This is a genomic window from Rhizobium cerradonense, assembly GCF_030182455.1.
In the GTDB taxonomy this organism is placed as follows: domain Bacteria; phylum Pseudomonadota; class Alphaproteobacteria; order Rhizobiales; family Rhizobiaceae; genus Rhizobium.
The window spans coordinates 617,294-633,008 of the sequence record NZ_JAQJCK010000003.1; the positions used below are offsets into that span (position 1 = coordinate 617,294).

Below are 15,715 nucleotides of genomic sequence, written 5' to 3' on the forward strand. Positions count from 1 at the left end.
ACACTTCTACCCTAATATGCGTTGTATGTTTTATCTGTCACAATAGCAAGGGGAAAGCCAAGTATGCCATAATATTGATGGATTCGTCGGATGATGAAGGTGCGGGGACGGCGTTTCCGATTCTTCTCCCGGCACGCCATCACATCGGTACTATCGCGTCATCCGTGGTTTTCCCGTTATTTTTGGACTTCAAAAACAACGTCGAAATCAATATGGGGCGCGGTGGGCGATAGTTAAAGGGATTGCGGCATGCGACGGAGAATGGCGTGAGGGCTTTGCGAATTGCAGCGGTGGCCCTCGCAGTGACGGCTCTTCCGATTCTCTCGCCGCTTGCGACGGCCATGGCCGCCGCCGATCCATTGCTCGCCTATGGCGCACGCATCGCCGGCGACGATGCCCGCACCCGTATCGTCATCGATATGGATCGCGAGCCGACCTTCACGGTCCATTATCTTGACAACCCCGTACGCGTCATCGTCGACCTTCCGGCAACCGCCTTCGGTTTCCCCGCAGCCGATCTGAAGCCGATCGGCCTCTTCAAGGATATCCGCTACGGCACCATGGATGAGGACAGCGCCCGCATCGTGCTGACGGCGGCCAAGCCGGTGAAGCTGGTCATGGCCAAGGTGCAGCCCGACGAAAGCGGCAAGGGGCATCGCCTCGTGCTCGATGCTGAGATACTGCCTGCCGGGCAGTTTGCGGATCTTATCAAGCAGCAGAGCTGGACCAACGATGACACCGCAAAGGATGTCGGTCCGGTGGCACCGATCGAAAGGGCCGATCCGAGCAGCTTCCTCGTGGCGGTCGACGCCGGTCATGGCGGGATCGACGCCGGCGCAACGGCCAGCGATGGCGTCACCCAGGAGAAGGACATCACACTCGCCTTTGCCAAGCTCCTGGCCGACAAGCTGAACGCCAAGCCCGGCATCAAGGCTTTCCTGACGCGCGACAATGATGAATATCTGTCGCTGTCGCAGCGCGTGACCATCGCCCGGCAGAATCACGCCTCACTGTTTATCTCGCTGCATGCCGACACGCTGAAGCAGAAGGATATCCGCGGCGCCACGGTCTATACGATCTCCGACAAGGCCTCCGACAAGCTCGCCAGCGAAGTCGCCGACCGCGAAAACAATTCCGACCAGCTTGCCGGCGCCGAGACGCAGGCCCAGCCTGCCGCCGTCGCGGATATTCTAATGGACCTGACCCGGCGTGAGACGCAGGCTTTTTCCATCTCGCTGGCGCAGGATGTGCTCACCTCGTTCAATGGCCAGATCTCGATGATCAACAACCCGCATCGCCATGCCGGCTTCCGCGTGCTGCAGGCGCCGGATGTTCCCTCCATTCTCCTCGAGCTTGGCTTCCTCTCGAACAAGGATGATGAGAAACTTTTACTCGATCCCGATTGGCGGCAGAAATTGGCGGATCGGCTGACTGATGCGGTACAGCAGTACCGCGTTTCGACCATCGCGAATGGCGGCTGAGACGGTAGAATAGCGGCGCCGTTCGTGTCTTCCATGTAACAGCCGTTGCTAATGGGCTGGGATGAAGTGAGGAATACCAGCGGTGAGCCCTATTTTGCTCACATTCCCGCCGTTACACCAAAGTATTGTTTGCCGCGGTCGGCATGCACGGCTTTATGCCGTTGCCGTCTTGCATTCACGCCCCGAGCGTGCAAAACGCCCGTGAATGTGCGATGGTCTCGCGCATGCGCCGCATGAAGAAGAAGCACCGGTAGCATCATATGGTCAGACTGATTGGATATTTCTTTGGGCTGGGCTGCCTCCTGTTCCTGGGTGCGGCGGCGGCGGCGGCTATTTATCTGAGCGTCGTTTCCAAGGATCTGCCGGATTATGAGGTGCTCGCCAAATACGCGCCGCCGGTGACGACCCGCATTCATGCGGGCAACGGTGCCTTGATGAAGGAATATTCGCGCGAGAACCGGCTTTTCCTGCCGATCCAGGCCATTCCCGATCGCGTCAAGGCCGCTTTCCTCTCGGCAGAAGACAAGAACTTCTACAATCATCCGGGCGTCGATGTCGGCGGCCTGATGCGCGCCGTCGCCGTAAACCTTCAGAATATCGGTTCCGGCCGCCGTTTCGTTGGCGCATCGACCATCACCCAGCAGGTCGCCAAGAACTTCCTGCTTTCGGCCGACCAGACCTTCGACCGCAAGATCAAGGAAGCGATCCTCTCCTTCCGCATCGAACAGGCCTACAGCAAGGACAAGATCCTCGAACTCTATCTGAACGAGATCTATTTCGGCCTCAATTCCTATGGCATCGCCGGTGCGGCGCTGACCTATTTCGACAAGTCGGTCAACGAGCTGACGATTGCCGAATCGGCTTATCTCGCTTCGCTGCCCAAGGGCCCGTCCAACTACAATCCGTTCCGCCACCCCGACGCTGCGATGACCCGCCGCAACTGGGTTATCGACCGCATGGTCGAGAATGGCTATGTCAGCCAGAGCGACGGCGAAGAAGCCAAGAAGCAGCCGCTCGGCGTTGCGCCGCCAAAGAGTGGCCCGTCGCTCTTCGCCTCCGATTATTTTGCCGAAGAAGTCCGCCGCCAGTTGATCGACCAATATGGCGAGAAAACCCTCCTCGAGGGCGGGCTTTCGGTCCGCACCTCGCTGGATCCGCAGATCCAGATCGAAGCACGCAAGGCGTTGCAGGACGGACTGGTCGACTACGACGAGCGCCGCGGCTTCCATGGCCCGATCAAGCAGATCGCGACATCGCAGGATTGGGGTCCGGAACTCGCCAAGATCCCGGCCTTGAGTGATGTGCCGGAATGGCAGCTCGCCGTCGTGCTTTCCGTGTCCGATCAAACGGTCGATATCGGCCTGCAGCCAAGTGTCGACGCCGCGGGTAAGGTCGCGAACGATCGCAAGCGTGGTACGATCGCCGTAGCCGACATGCGTTGGGCTTTCCGCTCGGCGGGTGGCAGCAAGACGGCGAAATCGCCGACCGGCGTGTTGAACCCCGGTGACGTGATCTATGTCCAGAAGAGCGGCGATGCCGATTCGAGCGCCTATCGCCTGCGCCAGCCTCCGAAAGTGCAGGGCGGCCTCGTCGTGATGGACCCGCATACCGGCCGCGTGCTCGCCATGGTCGGCGGTTTCTCCTATGCGCAGTCGGAGTTCAACCGCGCTACCCAGGCTAAACGCCAGCCCGGCTCGTCCTTCAAGCCCTTCGTTTACGCGGCGGCCATGGACAATGGCTATACACCGGCGTCGGTCATTCTTGACGATCCGCTCCAGATCACGCTCAGCAACGGACAGGTGTGGAAGCCGGAAAACTACGAAGGCGAGGGCGGCGGCGCCCATACGCTTCGCTTTGCCATCGAGCATTCGCGCAACCTGATGACCGTGCGTCTCGCTGCGGATATGGGCATGCCGCTGGTCGCCGAATATGCCGACCGCTTCGGCATCTATGACCGCATGAACCCGGTTCTTGCCATGGCGCTTGGCGCCGGCGAGACGACGGTGCTGCGCATGGTTTCCGCCTATTCGGTCATCGCCAATGGCGGCAAGCAGATCAAGCCGACATTGATCGACCGCATTCAGGACCGCTATGGCGCGACCATCTTCAAGCACGAAGAGCGCGTCTGCGACGCCTGCAATGTCAGCGATTGGCAGAATCAGGATGAGCCAGTCATCGCCGACAACCGCGAGCAGGTGCTCGATCCGATGACTGCCTATCAGGTGACTTCGATGATGCAGGGCGTCGTCATCCGCGGCACGGCCGCCGGCAAGATCAAGCTGAACACCGATGTCGCCGGCAAGACCGGTACGACCAACGATGAAAAGGACGCCTGGTTCGTCGGCTTTACGCCGAGCCTCGTTGCCGGCCTTTATGTCGGCTACGACACGCCGAGCACACTCGGCCGCGGCGCGACCGGTGGCTCGATCGCCGCGCCGATCTTTAACGAGTTCATGCAGGCCGCCACCAAGGATGAGCAGCCGGAGAAATTCCAGGTTCCGGCGGGCATGAATATGATGGCCGTCAACCGCGCGACCGGCATGGCCGCGCAGCCCGGCGATCCCGATGCCATCATGGAAGCCTTCAAGCCCGGCACTGGTCCTGCGACCACCTATACGGTCATCGGCGGCGGCGATGCGTCGGCGCAGGTCGCGCCCGAGGAAATTCTGAAGACCTCGCCGCAGGCGAACCAGGCAGTCACATCAGGTGCGGGCGGTCTCTTCTGATCCTGGTCGATTTGTCCAATGATCATGCGGCGGGGCTTTACAGTCGCGGCATGTGTATCTATGTCACCAGCACTCTTTGAATTGAACAGCCGTTCATAGCGAACGGCCGAATAAAGAAGCAGGAACATGCGAGCGGAAATCGAGAATGTAGTCGACGAAACCAAGCAGGCCATAAGCCTGCTGAGGAGGCATCTTTGACTGGGATCAGGCGATAAGACGACTGGACTGGTTGAACAACAAGGCAGAGGACCCGACCCTCTGGAACGATGCCTCCGAAGCGCAGAAGCTGATGCGCGAGCGCCAGCAGCTTGATGACGGCATCAACGGCGTGCGTGCGCTTGAGCAGCAGCTTGCCGACAATGTCGAACTGATCGAGCTTGGCGAGGAAGAGGGCGATGCCGACGTCGTCCGCGAGGCCGAAGAGGCCCTCAAGAGCTTGAAGACGGAAGCTGCGCGCCGGCAGGTGGAAGCCATGCTTTCGGGCGAGGCCGATTCCAACGATACCTACCTCGAAGTCCATTCCGGCGCCGGCGGCACCGAGAGCCAGGACTGGGCGAACATGCTGCTGCGCATGTACACCCGCTGGGCAGAGCGTCAGCGCTTCAAGGTGGAATTGCTCGAAGTCCATGACGGCGAAGAAGCCGGCATCAAATCGGCGACGCTGCTGGTCAAGGGCCACAATGCCTATGGCTGGCTGAAGACCGAATCGGGCGTTCACCGCCTGGTTCGCATCTCGCCCTATGACAGCAATGCCCGCCGTCACACCTCCTTCTCGTCGATCTGGGTCTATCCGGTCGTCGACGATTCGATCCAGATCGAGATCAACGAGGGCGACTGCCGCATCGACACCTATCGTTCGTCCGGCGCCGGCGGCCAGCACGTCAACACGACCGACTCGGCGGTGCGTATCACGCACATCCCGACCGGCATCGTCGTGCAATGCCAGCAGGAACGCTCGCAGCACAAGAACCGCGCCAAGGCCTGGGACATGCTGCGCGCCCGCATGTACGAAGCGGAATTGATGAAGCGGGAAGAGGCCGCCAACGCCGAAGCCGCCTCGAAGACCGATATCGGCTGGGGCCACCAGATCCGCTCCTACGTCCTGCAGCCTTATCAGCTCGTCAAGGACTTGCGCACCGGCGTCGCCAGCACGGCCCCAGATGACGTGCTCGATGGCGATCTCAACGAGTTCATGGAAGCTGCCCTCGCGCACCGCATCAGCGGCGCGGCCGACGCGGTGGTGGACGACGTGGATTAAGAGCAAGATTTATTGGATCGAAGAAAGGCCCCGGAGACGGGGCTTTTTTGTTGGCTGGAATGCCGCTCTTGCGATGCGCAAGTATTTCTTAATCCGAAAACTGCTCCGCCAATATCCGCTCCGACCACGACCTGTCTGGATCGGAGAGAATACGCGCCGTCGTGTCTTCGGTCTGGGCGATCTTGACGCCCACGACCGATTTGACTTCGGTGTTGTCGGCAACCGCATTGACCGGGCGTTTTTCTGCCTCCAGCACGGTGATGTCGATCGTCACCTTGTTGGGCAGGAGGGCGCCGCGCCAGCGGCGAGGGCGGAAAGCGCTGACTGGGGTGATGGCGAGCAGCGGTGCCTCGAGCGGCAGGATGGGGCCGTGAGCGGAGAGATTATAGGCGGTGGAACCGGCCGGCGTCGTCACCATCAGCCCGTCGCAGATCAGTTCCGGCAGACGGACATGGCCGTCGATCTCGACCTTCAGCTTGGCCGCCTGATAGGACTGGCGAAACAATGACACCTCGTTGATGGCAAGCGCGACGGATGTGCTGCCGTCTGCGTTGCGCGTGCTCATCTGCAGCGGATGAAAGGCATTTTCGACAGCCGCTTCGATGCGTTCGGCCAGGCATTCGGTACGATAATCGTTCATCAGGAAGCCGATGGAGCCGCGATTCATGCCATAGACGCGCTTGCCGGAATTCATCGTATTGTGCAGCGTCTGCAGCATGAAGCCATCGCCGCCGAGCGCAACGACGATATCCGCATCTTCCTGCGGCGTCTGGCCGTAAAGACGAATCAATTCCTCCCGCGCGCTTTGGGCTTCCGGCGCGGTCGATGCGAGAAAACAAACAGACTGAAAAGCGCGTGACATGCAATGTCCTTTGAATAATCGTACTAGGTAATGATATTCCCCCTACGCGACAAGACGTTTTGCAAAGACTGGTGAATAGGCAGGCGCTTCGATCCGCTCCATCAAAGCCAAACTGCCGATTTTCCCTTTACAGGAAATCAAAATCTGCTACTTGGCATGCCGATGTGCCCTTGTAGCTCAGTTGGTAGAGCACCTGATTTGTAATCAGGGGGTCGCGGGTTCGAACCCTGCCGGGGGCACCATCATGATCCAGAGATCACTATGCTTTCCCCAATCTTCTGAAATTTGCGACCTATTTTGCGGCTCGAGACTTTCTGGAAAATGCCTCACAGGCTACCAGCTCCTTTGCCGAAGCGCGTCCACGATCACAGAAAATGCCGGCAAATTCTGGCGCCTGCTGGGATAGTAGAGGTAATATCCGGCAAATTTCGGTGACCAGTCGTCGAGCACGAGCTGCAGCCGCCCTTCTGCCAGATGCTGCTCGACGAAGCTTTCCGGTACGTAGGCTATGCCATAGCCTCGAAGAGCGGCATCGACCATCTCGGCATCCGTGTTGAAAGTAAGCTGCCCTTCGACCCTGACGCGAACCTCCTCGCCATCCTTCTCGAACTCCCAGGCATAGAGCGCTCCGATCCTGTCAATGCGCCTGTTGATGCAATTATGGCGCATGAGTTCCTGCGGCGTCCTTGGCACGGCTCGCGTCATGAAATAACCGGGAGACCCAACAGCCACCAATCTCCAATCCGGTCCGATCCGCACCGCCACCATGTCTTTCTCAAGACTTTCGCCGAGTCTCACACCAGCGTCGAAGCCATCCTCAACGATGTTGCGGAAGCTGCTATCGACGCTGAGTTCCAGCTTGATGTCCGGATAGTCCGCGAGCATGGGGGATAGTTTGGGCCAAACGACGCTTTCCATGGCGTGATGGGACAATGTGATTCTGACGGTACCGGCCGGCTTGTCCCGATAGGCCATCAACGCCTCTATGTCGGCTTCTATTTCAGAAATGCGCGGCGCCAGGGATTGCCGGAGACGTTCGCCGGCCTCCGTCGTTCCCACACTTCGCGTCGTGCGGGTCAGAAGCCGAAGCCCCATTCGTGCTTCGAGTTGCTTGACGGCATAGCTGAGGGTGGATTGGGCAATTCCCAACTTTGCCGCGGCTTTGGTGAAGCTGCGTTCTTCGGCAACCGCGAGGAATAAGAGTAATTCGTTGAAGTTTTCCCGCGCCACAACAGGTCCTCCGCCTGATCCGATCGATATCTATTACAAGCGAATTTCGATAAGTCCATGCAAATTGGCGCGGCTAATGCAGGCTATCGATCGGTGCTATCTGTTTCTCCCATCAAGTTTGAACAAGGGCACTTCGCCCCGATGGCCAAAGAACCGGAGAAATCCATGCTCGGAACAGTCCTTCACGCCCCCGGCGACATCCGCTGCGAGGAAGTCGCAGAACCCAAAATCCTGAGGCCCACCGACGCCATCATCAAGCTTTCGGCGTCCTGCGTCTGCGGCTCCGATCTCTGGCCGTATCGCGGAATTCAGGCCGTGACCGCGCCGCAGCATATGGGCCATGAATACTGCGGCGTCGTGGTCGAGGTTGGAAGCGACGTGAAGACTATCCGGCCCGGCCAGTTCGTCGTCGGCTCGTTCTGCCTCTCGGACAATACCTGCCCGCATTGCCGGTACGGTTTCCAGTCCTCCTGCGAACACCGCGAATTCATGTCCGGCGCGCAGGCGCCATACGCGCGTATCGCACTGGCTGACGGTACGTTGGTTGCGACCGACACCATGCCGTCCGAAGACCTGATCCCGAGCCTGCTCGCCGCATCCGACGTGCTCGGCACGGGCTGGTATGCCGCTGATGCCGCGCGCGTGACGCCGGGCTGCACGGCGGTTGTGGTGGGCGACGGCGCCGTCGGCCTCATGGGCGTGCTGTCGGCAAAACAGCTTGGCGCCGGGCACATCATTGCCATGAGCCGCCATAAGCAGCGCCAGGAACTCGCCCTCGAATATGGCGCCACCGACATCATCACAGAGCGGGGCGACGCGGGCGTTGCAAGAGTGAAGGAATTGACCGGAGGCGTTGGCGCCGATTCCGTCCTTGAGTGCGTCGGCACCCAGGAATCGATGCTGCAGGCGATCAACTGCGCCCGTCCAGGCGGCTCGATCGGCTATGTCGGCGTGCCGCATGGCGTTGAGCTGGACGGGCAGATGCTGTTCTTCCAACAGAAGAACCTGCTGGGCGGTCCGGCACCGGTGCGTCGCTTCCTGCCGCATCTCATCGATCTCATCATGACCCGGCAGATCAATCCCGGCAAAGTCTTCGATCTCGAAGTGCCGCTCACCGATGTCGCCCAAGGCTACAAGGCCATGGACGAACGCAGTGCCATCAAGACGCTCCTTCGGATGTGAGGACGTCATGACCCTGAAACGATCTACGAGGTTGGCGGCGGTGCTTGCATTGGGATGCCTGGGACTAGCGGGCATCATTCAAGCCAAATCGAGTAACACGACAGAAGACAGCGCCGTGCACAGCAATTTGAGAAAGCCGAGCGACAAGACAATCGCGATACGCATCGGTGAAAAGACGTTTGCTGTCGATCTCTACGACAACGAGACGGCCAAAGACCTGATCACCAAACTGCCGCTCACCTTAAAAGCCGGCAATTATCCTGGCTATGACGAGAAGGTCATCCGGCTGAAAGACGGGCTTTCAATGAAGGGGGCGCCTCGTGGCGACGAGCCTGAGATCCCGGAAGTGGGCTATTACGAGCCCGGTCAATGGATTGCGCTTTATTATGGTTACATCGGCTACTGGCCAGGAAAAGTCCCGCTGGGACGCATTCACGCGAGCGTGGACGAAGTTCGCGCGATCCCGGACGGTGCACCGGTAACCATCGAGGTCAGCAACGGACTGACGGGCAAGAACGAGAACTAGGCGGCGCGGCCCGCGCGCATCTTCGAAAACCTGATCGCATGAGACTCAAGCTGGGTGAGGCCGGCGCGCCGGCACGATCCCTGTCGTTCCCTCAGCAGGCTCAGACACTCCAATACGTCCTGAACGATCCGCTCCAAGCCATTGACGGAAAGCAATATGGAAACCACCTACGACAACCAGATCGAAAGCACGGCAAGTCCGTGGGGTATTGTCATCTGCATGACGCTGATGACATTCACGCTCGTTGCCTCGGAATTCCTGCCTGTCAGCCTGCTGACACCAATCGCCGACGAACTGAGCATAACGGTGGGGCAGGCCGGACAAGCGATTTCCGTTTCGGGGTTCTTTGCCGTCGTCACCAGCCTGTTCAGCAATGCGCTCTTGGCACGCCTGGACCGACGCGCAGTGGTGCTTTCCTACACAGGCGTTCTCGTGCTTTCCGGTCTGGCAATCACATTCGCGCCCAACTACCTCGTGTTCATGGTCGGCCGCGCCCTGATCGGCGTGTCGATTGGCGGCTTCTGGTCGCTGTCCACGGCTATCATGGCGCGTATTGTATCCGGCCCGGACCTACCTAAAGCTCTTGCCATGCTGCAAGGAGGAAGCGCCCTTGCAAGTGTTGTCGCTCAACCATTGGGGAGTTTCCTCGGCGGGTTGATCGGCTGGCGAGGCGCATTCTTTATTATGGTGCCGATCGCGATCATAGCCTTCATATGGCAGGTCTTTGCACTGCCGAAAATACCGGGAGGCGGGGCCGGTTCGGTTCGCGGTACATTCGGGCTGCTGCGCAATCGTACCTTCGCCATCGGTATGGCGGCCATGACCTTCTTCTTCATGGGACAGTTTGCACTGTCCACCTATTTGCGGCCGTTCCTTGGGGATGTGACCGGCCTTGACGTCAACGGCCTTTCGCTCGTTCTCCTTGGGATCGGCCTGGCAGGCCTTCTGGGAACCTCGTTGATCGGCTTCCTGCTGCGCTCGCATCTGAGCACGGTTCTGGTGGGTTTCCCCGCCGTGCTGATGCTCATCGCGGTGTTGTTGATACCGCTTGGCCCATCTGCCCTGACAATAGCGGCGCTCCTTGCTCTTTTCGGCCTGTTTGCCACTCCTATTCCAGTGGCTTGGGGTACCTGGCTGACGCGCATCATACCGTCAGAGCTTGAAGCGGGAGGCGGGCTTCAGGTTGCGCTCATCCAGTTCGCCATAACATTTGGTGCCTTCACAGGCGGCATGCTCTTCGACAGTGCCGGCTGGTGGAGCCCGTTCGCGTACAGCGCTATCCTCTTTATGGTTTCGAGCGTGGTCGCGGTCGGCGTGACACGCTTGCGGCCGAGGTGACGCCATGCAGTGACGTTCGACCTGCTTCGGCAATAGACACGCTCATTCAGCGGCTTAACCGAGTTGTTTTCCCTGCAGCCCTCGATGCAGGAAATCGGCGGCTGCTTCATTCAATTGTAACGCCGCTGCACTTTGAAATGGTCGTAACGATCACTAAGTTACGATTCTCGTCATTGCTGCATGTGGGAAGATATGACCGTTAAGCCCAAGAAGCCCAAACTCGAACACTCCGAACTATCCGGTGAATTTACCGAGGATGGCGTGACCGTGCTCGTCGATATCTTTCGCCCGGCAGGCACCCAGCAAGACTGGCGGATGGAGGTCATCACGCCGGAGGAGGATCTTATCGAATGGGAAGAGCCCTTCGCGACTGACCGCGAGGCCTTCGATGAGTTCCTGGCGACGATCGCGCGCGATGGTATCAGGACTTTCTTCGACGAATCGGATCCTGCGATTCACTAGGCTGCGCCGGCGCGCTTCGGCCTCGCGCATTTACAACGTCTGAAATAGGCATACACTTTCCCATCCACGGCGGGCGAGGGAACGTCCATGCGCGAGGTTTTGAAGCTTATTGTCCTGGGATTGCCGTTTGCTGTGATGGCAGATGCGCCGGCGTTGGCCGGACAGGATTGCTACTGCAAAAACGTAGACGGAAAGCAGCATGCGATCGGCGAAGTCGCCTGCATGACCGTGAACGGCAAGAGCTATCTCGCGCAATGCGAGATGAACCTGAATGTCACCTCATGGCTGAAGCTGCAGGATGGATGCCCGATCACGGAGCGGTCGCCCACGCTGCAATCGGCCTGGCGTCCGCAGCCGATTGCAGTTCGCTGATCCGTTTTTCTGTCCCTTTGTTTTTGCCGCAATTCCGGACGAAAAACCGCTGCGCACTTTTCCTCGAATTACTCTAGTGGCAGCGGTATGCGCGCTCCGAAATGGCGCTCATGCCGGAGCGGGTCATGAGTTCGTAGAGTATGCGCCGGCCGAATGGATTGTGCAGGCGGACGGCGTCGGACCCAAGAAAATGCGTTTCCGCCAGTTCGAAGGCTCTGAGATGGGGCGCGCGCAGAATAGCCGCACGGTAGAAATCGTGGAATTCACGCCGGCAGACATAGGTCTTGTATTTCGTCATGCAGAAAGCCGAGAAGATCTCATCATTGTCGCGGAGGAAATCCGCGACGCCGACGGTGACTTCCGGCCAAGCAGGATTGAACGTGTCGTCGAAGACGATGACGCCATGGTCGGCGATCGTCTCCTTCGCCAGGTGGATGTCGGCTTTCAGGTTCGACAAGGTGTGTCCGCCATCGATGCTGAAGAAGCGCACCTTGCCGACCTTGCTCGCTACGTCTTTCGGCGACAGCTCCGCGCTATCGCCGACGAACAGCAGGTCCTCGTCGACAGGCAGGCCGAGCCGCTCGCCATTCTCGATAAATGTTCGGTATTGCTTGGAAACGCCATTCGACATCTCTCCGATGTCGAAGAGATCGATGCCAAGCACACGATCTTCCGGCGATGTGATCTTTTTCAGGAGAAAATAAGAACGACCGAAATAGACCCCGATTTCAGCAATTCCGCCGCCCAATCCATGTCCCCTCTGGCGTTCCAGAATAGAAAGGTAAACAAGGGCATCCGGCGGGTCGATATATCCTTCTACACTTCGCAATTCGTGGAAGATGAATTTGCGGATATTCGATAAGATCATGCGCCCTGTACCTATATTTCCCAATATGTGACAATAAGGGCCGGGTTCGGACCGGCCCAAGCTAACATAGTCACATTTCTCGGACGTCAAGCCATAGGCGGGATATCGGCTCCTTTAGCCGCCCTGTTTGCGGACAAGCACCATCGGCTGTCCCTCTTCCTCTTCGGATTTCTGAAAGCTGCCGTCCGGCCGCATATCGAAGGAGAGCGAAGAGCCGTCAGTGCCCATCATCACCAGGCCAAAACCCTCCACGACCCAGAGGGAAAGCTTGAGGTCAGCAACGTCGGCCGGGCAGTCGCCGCCCGGTGACATTTTCGGCGTGCCATCCTCGTCGGTATCGCTGGACAGCGTGATGTTGCAGATGAGTTTGCCGTTGGGCTGCTCGACTTGCCAGGTGCCGGCGAGGCTTGCGACGGTTGGAACATGATCGACGTCTCCGAGCGCCGGCAGCAGCCACGTCGGATCGCCTTCTTCGCTTTCCCAGGGCGACCCCTCTTCTTCCTGGAAACGGGCCACCACCTTCTGCGTCGCGTCCATAAGGGCGAGCGAGCCGTCCTCGCTGAAATTCCAGGCGGCCGCCTTGGCGTAGGCGGGCAGGGCGGTCGCGCAGGCATCCGCGCCGCTAACAGCGTAGCCGCCGGTCACCGGACTGGTTTCGAAGGTGAGGCGGCAGCCCTTTGCGCCACCTTCCGGCGCCAGCAGCCATGTGCCCGCCTGCGACTTGATGAGTTCCTCGTCGGCGGCACTAGCCGGTTGCCCGGCGGCGAGAATGAAGGCGGCAGAAGCCGCCGCGAGACAAAAAGTGCGGATCAAGGCAGTTCCCCCCAAATCTGCTGCGGCACCCCCGTGCCGCTAGATTTTCAGATAAGACCGCGCTGCGTAGAGAGCGATCGCGGCCGCGTTCGAGACGTTGAGTGATTTGATCGCGCCCGGCATGTCGAGCCGCGCCAGCGCGTTCACCGTTTCCCGTGTCTTCTGGCGCAGCCCCTTGCCCTCGGAGCCAAGAACGAGGGCGACCTTCTCGCCCGAAAACGTGCCTTCGAGCGGCGCCGGCCCTTCCGAATCAAGACCGATGGTGACGAAGCCGAGGCGGTGCAGCTCGCCGAGCGCGTCGGCGAGATTGGTGATCTGTATATAGGGTATCAGCTCCAGCGCACCGGAGGCGGATTTGGCGAGCACGCCCGATTCGGTCGGGCTATGACGCTGTGTGGTGATGACGGCGCCGGCGTCGAAGGCGACGGCTGAGCGCATGATTGCGCCGACATTGTGCGGATCGGTCACCTGATCGAGAACCAGCAGCAGCGGGCTGTCCTTCAGGGCCTCCAGCCGGCGCACGGGCAGGGGACGCGTCTCCAGCATGACGCCCTGATGGATCGCTTCCGGACCCAGCACTTTGTCAATATCCTGCGGCGAGACCATCTCGACGGGAATGCCGAGTTCGGCCGCCGGTCCGATTTCCAGCCGCACCAACGCATTCTGCGTCGCTGACAGCTTGATGTTCTTCCGCTCGGGATTGGCAAGGGCTGCGCGCACCGTATGCAGGCCATATAGATAGACCTGGTCTGGAGCGAGTGCCGGCGGCTTCCAATCATCCGCGCCGGCCCGCTTGCGCTTCTGTGGCGGCGGCGTCGGGATTTCGCCGCGCTCGCGCTTGGCGTCGCGATGCGCGCGCCGCAAGGTGGCGTAATGCGTGTCTTTGGCCGACTTATCGCCGACGGTGTTGTCAGGGCCGGAACGGCCGGATGTTCTGTCTTTGCTCATGCGGCTTTATAGCGAGAGCGCCCTTGAGCGCATAGTCCTCTTTCGTCAGTGGGCTTTTGCAGCAAGTTGAAATTTTTTCGTCATTTTTGCCCGGACCTCATGTTGACAGAAGGAAACGGTCCGGTCATATACGCGGCGCAGATCGCGGCGGCGACGTCCGGTCTAGCAAGCTTGGTCGCAAGATCCAGTCGGAAAACTGGAGGGATGCCCGAGTGGTTAAAGGGGACGGACTGTAAATCCGTTGGCTCAGCCTACGTTGGTTCAAATCCAACTCCCTCCACCATTCCGCACAGGATCTTGGCCACCCGCGGGTATAGCTCAATGGTAGAGCAGCAGCCTTCCAAGCTGAATACGCGGGTTCGATTCCCGCTACCCGCTCCAAGATTTTCAGTCCTTCATCTCCGTCAGGCAGGTCTTGCGACAGACCTGCTGCCCTGAATCCCAGCTTTCCTCTCCGCCATATTCGATTCACATCCTCCGCGTGAGGAATGGCTTATATTCTGGCGGGCGATACATACCTATTCGCGAACCTCTGCAAGATCGGTCTCTGCAGACCTAGTCAATTCCGAGAAGCGGCTTCGGACACCTGGATTATTTCCTCAGCGTGCCTATCTAAGCGTCTGAACCGGCAAATGCTTTTACATCTTTCCGGATCGGCCGGCGAAACCTGCGGGGCGAATCAAAGCCGACGGCGCGCATTGTCCGTCATCGGCTACACTTCGCCAAGAATAGGGCCTGCAATTAAGTCTTGCGCAAATGCGACGAAAGCCTTAAACGGCGGCACTAAACCGGTTCGCCGGGGCCACCATTTACGTTCACAGGAAGCATTCAAATGGCAAAGAGTAAGTTTGAGCGCAATAAGCCGCACGTTAACATCGGCACGATCGGCCACGTTGACCACGGCAAGACGTCTCTGACGGCAGCGATCACGAAGTTCTTCGGTGAGTTCAAGGCGTATGACCAGATCGACGCGGCACCGGAAGAAAAGGCGCGTGGTATCACGATCTCGACGGCACACGTTGAATATGAGACGGCTGCTCGTCACTATGCGCACGTCGACTGCCCCGGCCACGCTGACTATGTGAAGAACATGATCACGGGTGCTGCGCAGATGGACGGCGCGATCCTGGTTTGCTCGGCTGCCGACGGCCCGATGCCGCAGACGCGCGAGCACATCCTGCTCGCCCGCCAGGTTGGCGTTCCGGCGATCGTAGTGTTCCTGAACAAGGTCGACCAGGTTGACGACGCCGAGCTTCTGGAGCTTGTTGAGCTTGAAGTTCGTGAACTGCTGTCGTCCTACGACTTCCCGGGCGACGACATTCCGGTTGTCAAGGGTTCGGCGCTTGCTGCTCTGGAAGACAGCAACAAGGAAATCGGCGAAAACGCGATCCGCGAGCTGATGGCCCAGGTTGACGCCTACATCCCGACGCCAGAGCGTCCGATCGACCAGCCGTTCCTGATGCCGATCGAAGACGTGTTCTCGATCTCCGGCCGTGGTACGGTTGTGACGGGCCGCGTCGAGCGTGGTATCGTCAAGGTTGGTGAAGAAGTCGAAATCGTCGGCATTCGTCCGACGTCGAAGACGACGGTTACCGGCGTTGAAATGTTCCGCAAGCTGCTCGACCAGGGCCAGGCCGGCGACAACATCG

Annotated in this window: 14 protein-coding genes and 3 tRNA genes; 12 read left to right on the plus strand and 5 right to left on the minus strand. The window is 59.4% G+C overall.

The window, feature by feature from the left end:
* Positions 1-341 precede the first annotated feature (341 nt).
* The 3 genes from PH547_RS10575 (at position 342) to prfB (ending at position 5,465) form a co-directional block, all read left to right on the plus strand.
* The gene (locus PH547_RS10575; protein ID WP_483315538.1) at positions 342-1,481 is read left to right on the plus strand and encodes an N-acetylmuramoyl-L-alanine amidase; all 1,140 of its coding nucleotides are present in this window, start codon (positions 342-344) and stop codon (positions 1,479-1,481) included.
* A gap of 260 nt (positions 1,482-1,741) precedes the next feature.
* Positions 1,742-4,207: a penicillin-binding protein 1A gene (locus PH547_RS10580; protein ID WP_104822741.1), complete on the plus strand. Its 2,466-nt coding sequence runs from the start codon at positions 1,742-1,744 to the stop codon at positions 4,205-4,207.
* Positions 4,208-4,333: 126 nt separating this feature from the next.
* Positions 4,334-5,465 (plus strand): peptide chain release factor 2 gene (gene prfB, locus PH547_RS10585; protein ID WP_104822742.1). Its coding sequence is split into 2 segments (ribosomal slippage): positions 4,334-4,402 and positions 4,404-5,465, totalling 1,131 coding nucleotides; the frame shifts between segments, so codons are not numbered across the junction.
* Between the two features lie 88 nt (positions 5,466-5,553).
* On the opposite strand, the gene PH547_RS10590 is transcribed toward prfB, so the two are convergent.
* The gene (locus tag PH547_RS10590) at positions 5,554-6,327 is read right to left on the minus strand and encodes an NAD kinase (protein ID WP_104822743.1); all 774 of its coding nucleotides are present in this window, start codon (positions 6,325-6,327) and stop codon (positions 5,554-5,556) included.
* 166 nt (positions 6,328-6,493) lie between these two features.
* Here PH547_RS10590 and PH547_RS10595 point away from each other — a divergent pair.
* Positions 6,494-6,569 (plus strand) — tRNA-Thr (locus PH547_RS10595).
* Between the two features lie 91 nt (positions 6,570-6,660).
* On the opposite strand, the gene PH547_RS10600 is transcribed toward PH547_RS10595, so the two are convergent.
* Positions 6,661-7,557: a LysR family transcriptional regulator gene (locus PH547_RS10600; protein WP_104822762.1), complete on the minus strand. Its 897-nt coding sequence runs from the start codon at positions 7,555-7,557 to the stop codon at positions 6,661-6,663.
* Between the two features lie 165 nt (positions 7,558-7,722).
* On the opposite strand from PH547_RS10600, the gene PH547_RS10605 reads away from it, so the two are divergent.
* From PH547_RS10605 to PH547_RS10625, 5 genes are all read left to right on the plus strand, one after another.
* Positions 7,723-8,739, plus strand: coding sequence for a zinc-dependent alcohol dehydrogenase family protein (locus tag PH547_RS10605; RefSeq protein WP_104822763.1), 1,017 nt, complete (start codon positions 7,723-7,725; stop codon positions 8,737-8,739).
* A gap of 7 nt (positions 8,740-8,746) precedes the next feature.
* Positions 8,747-9,265 (plus strand): cyclophilin-like fold protein, encoded by a 519-nt coding sequence (locus PH547_RS10610; protein ID WP_104822764.1) that lies wholly within the window; start codon positions 8,747-8,749, stop codon positions 9,263-9,265.
* A gap of 156 nt (positions 9,266-9,421) precedes the next feature.
* The gene (locus tag PH547_RS10615; protein WP_104822765.1) at positions 9,422-10,603 is read left to right on the plus strand and encodes an MFS transporter; all 1,182 of its coding nucleotides are present in this window, start codon (positions 9,422-9,424) and stop codon (positions 10,601-10,603) included.
* A gap of 192 nt (positions 10,604-10,795) precedes the next feature.
* Positions 10,796-11,065, plus strand: a complete 270-nt coding sequence (locus PH547_RS10620; protein WP_104822766.1) for a hypothetical protein — start codon at positions 10,796-10,798, stop codon at positions 11,063-11,065.
* An 87-nt stretch (positions 11,066-11,152) separates the two neighbouring features.
* Positions 11,153-11,437 carry a hypothetical protein gene (locus PH547_RS10625; protein WP_104822767.1) on the plus strand — a complete coding sequence of 95 codons (285 nt, stop codon included), beginning with the start codon at positions 11,153-11,155 and terminating at the stop codon, positions 11,435-11,437.
* 73 nt (positions 11,438-11,510) lie between these two features.
* Here PH547_RS10625 and PH547_RS10630 read toward each other — a convergent pair whose 3' ends face one another.
* The 3 genes from PH547_RS10630 to rlmB all read right to left on the minus strand — a co-directional run bounded on the left by PH547_RS10630 (position 11,511) and on the right by rlmB (position 14,066).
* Positions 11,511-12,305 (minus strand): class I SAM-dependent methyltransferase, encoded by a 795-nt coding sequence (locus PH547_RS10630; RefSeq protein ID WP_104822768.1) that lies wholly within the window; start codon positions 12,303-12,305, stop codon positions 11,511-11,513.
* A gap of 114 nt (positions 12,306-12,419) precedes the next feature.
* A complete protein-coding gene (locus PH547_RS10635) occupies positions 12,420-13,118 on the minus strand; it encodes an AprI/Inh family metalloprotease inhibitor (RefSeq protein WP_104822769.1) in 699 nt (232 codons plus the stop codon).
* Between the two features lie 39 nt (positions 13,119-13,157).
* Positions 13,158-14,066 (minus strand): 23S rRNA (guanosine(2251)-2'-O)-methyltransferase RlmB, encoded by a 909-nt coding sequence (gene rlmB, locus PH547_RS10640; RefSeq protein ID WP_104822770.1) that lies wholly within the window; start codon positions 14,064-14,066, stop codon positions 13,158-13,160.
* 198 nt (positions 14,067-14,264) lie between these two features.
* Here rlmB and PH547_RS10645 point away from each other — a divergent pair.
* The 3 genes from PH547_RS10645 to PH547_RS10655 all read left to right on the plus strand — a co-directional run.
* Positions 14,265-14,349, plus strand: a tRNA-Tyr gene (locus PH547_RS10645).
* Between the two features lie 24 nt (positions 14,350-14,373).
* Positions 14,374-14,447, plus strand: a tRNA-Gly gene (locus tag PH547_RS10650).
* Positions 14,448-14,898: 451 nt separating this feature from the next.
* Positions 14,899-15,715 (plus strand): elongation factor Tu (locus PH547_RS10655; RefSeq protein ID WP_285168197.1); only part of this gene is annotated, 817 nt, incomplete at its 3' end.

What these genes read in the sequence shown, in the direction of transcription:
- PH547_RS10575 (WP_483315538.1), top strand. Translation starts at nt 342, where the DNA reads ATGGCCGCCGCCGATCCATTGCTCGCCTATGGCGCACGCATCGCCGGC.
- PH547_RS10580 (WP_104822741.1), top strand. Translation starts at nt 1,742, where the DNA reads ATGGTCAGACTGATTGGATATTTCTTTGGGCTGGGCTGCCTCCTGTTC.
- PH547_RS10590 (WP_104822743.1), bottom strand. Translation starts at nt 6,327, where the DNA reads ATGTCACGCGCTTTTCAGTCTGTTTGTTTTCTCGCATCGACCGCGCCG.
- PH547_RS10605 (WP_104822763.1), top strand. Translation starts at nt 7,723, where the DNA reads ATGCTCGGAACAGTCCTTCACGCCCCCGGCGACATCCGCTGCGAGGAA.
- PH547_RS10610 (WP_104822764.1), top strand. Translation starts at nt 8,747, where the DNA reads ATGACCCTGAAACGATCTACGAGGTTGGCGGCGGTGCTTGCATTGGGA.
- PH547_RS10615 (WP_104822765.1), top strand. Translation starts at nt 9,422, where the DNA reads ATGGAAACCACCTACGACAACCAGATCGAAAGCACGGCAAGTCCGTGG.
- PH547_RS10620 (WP_104822766.1), top strand. Translation starts at nt 10,796, where the DNA reads ATGACCGTTAAGCCCAAGAAGCCCAAACTCGAACACTCCGAACTATCC.
- PH547_RS10625 (WP_104822767.1), top strand. Translation starts at nt 11,153, where the DNA reads ATGCGCGAGGTTTTGAAGCTTATTGTCCTGGGATTGCCGTTTGCTGTG.
- PH547_RS10630 (WP_104822768.1), bottom strand. Translation starts at nt 12,305, where the DNA reads ATGATCTTATCGAATATCCGCAAATTCATCTTCCACGAATTGCGAAGT.
- rlmB (WP_104822770.1), bottom strand. Translation starts at nt 14,066, where the DNA reads ATGAGCAAAGACAGAACATCCGGCCGTTCCGGCCCTGACAACACCGTC.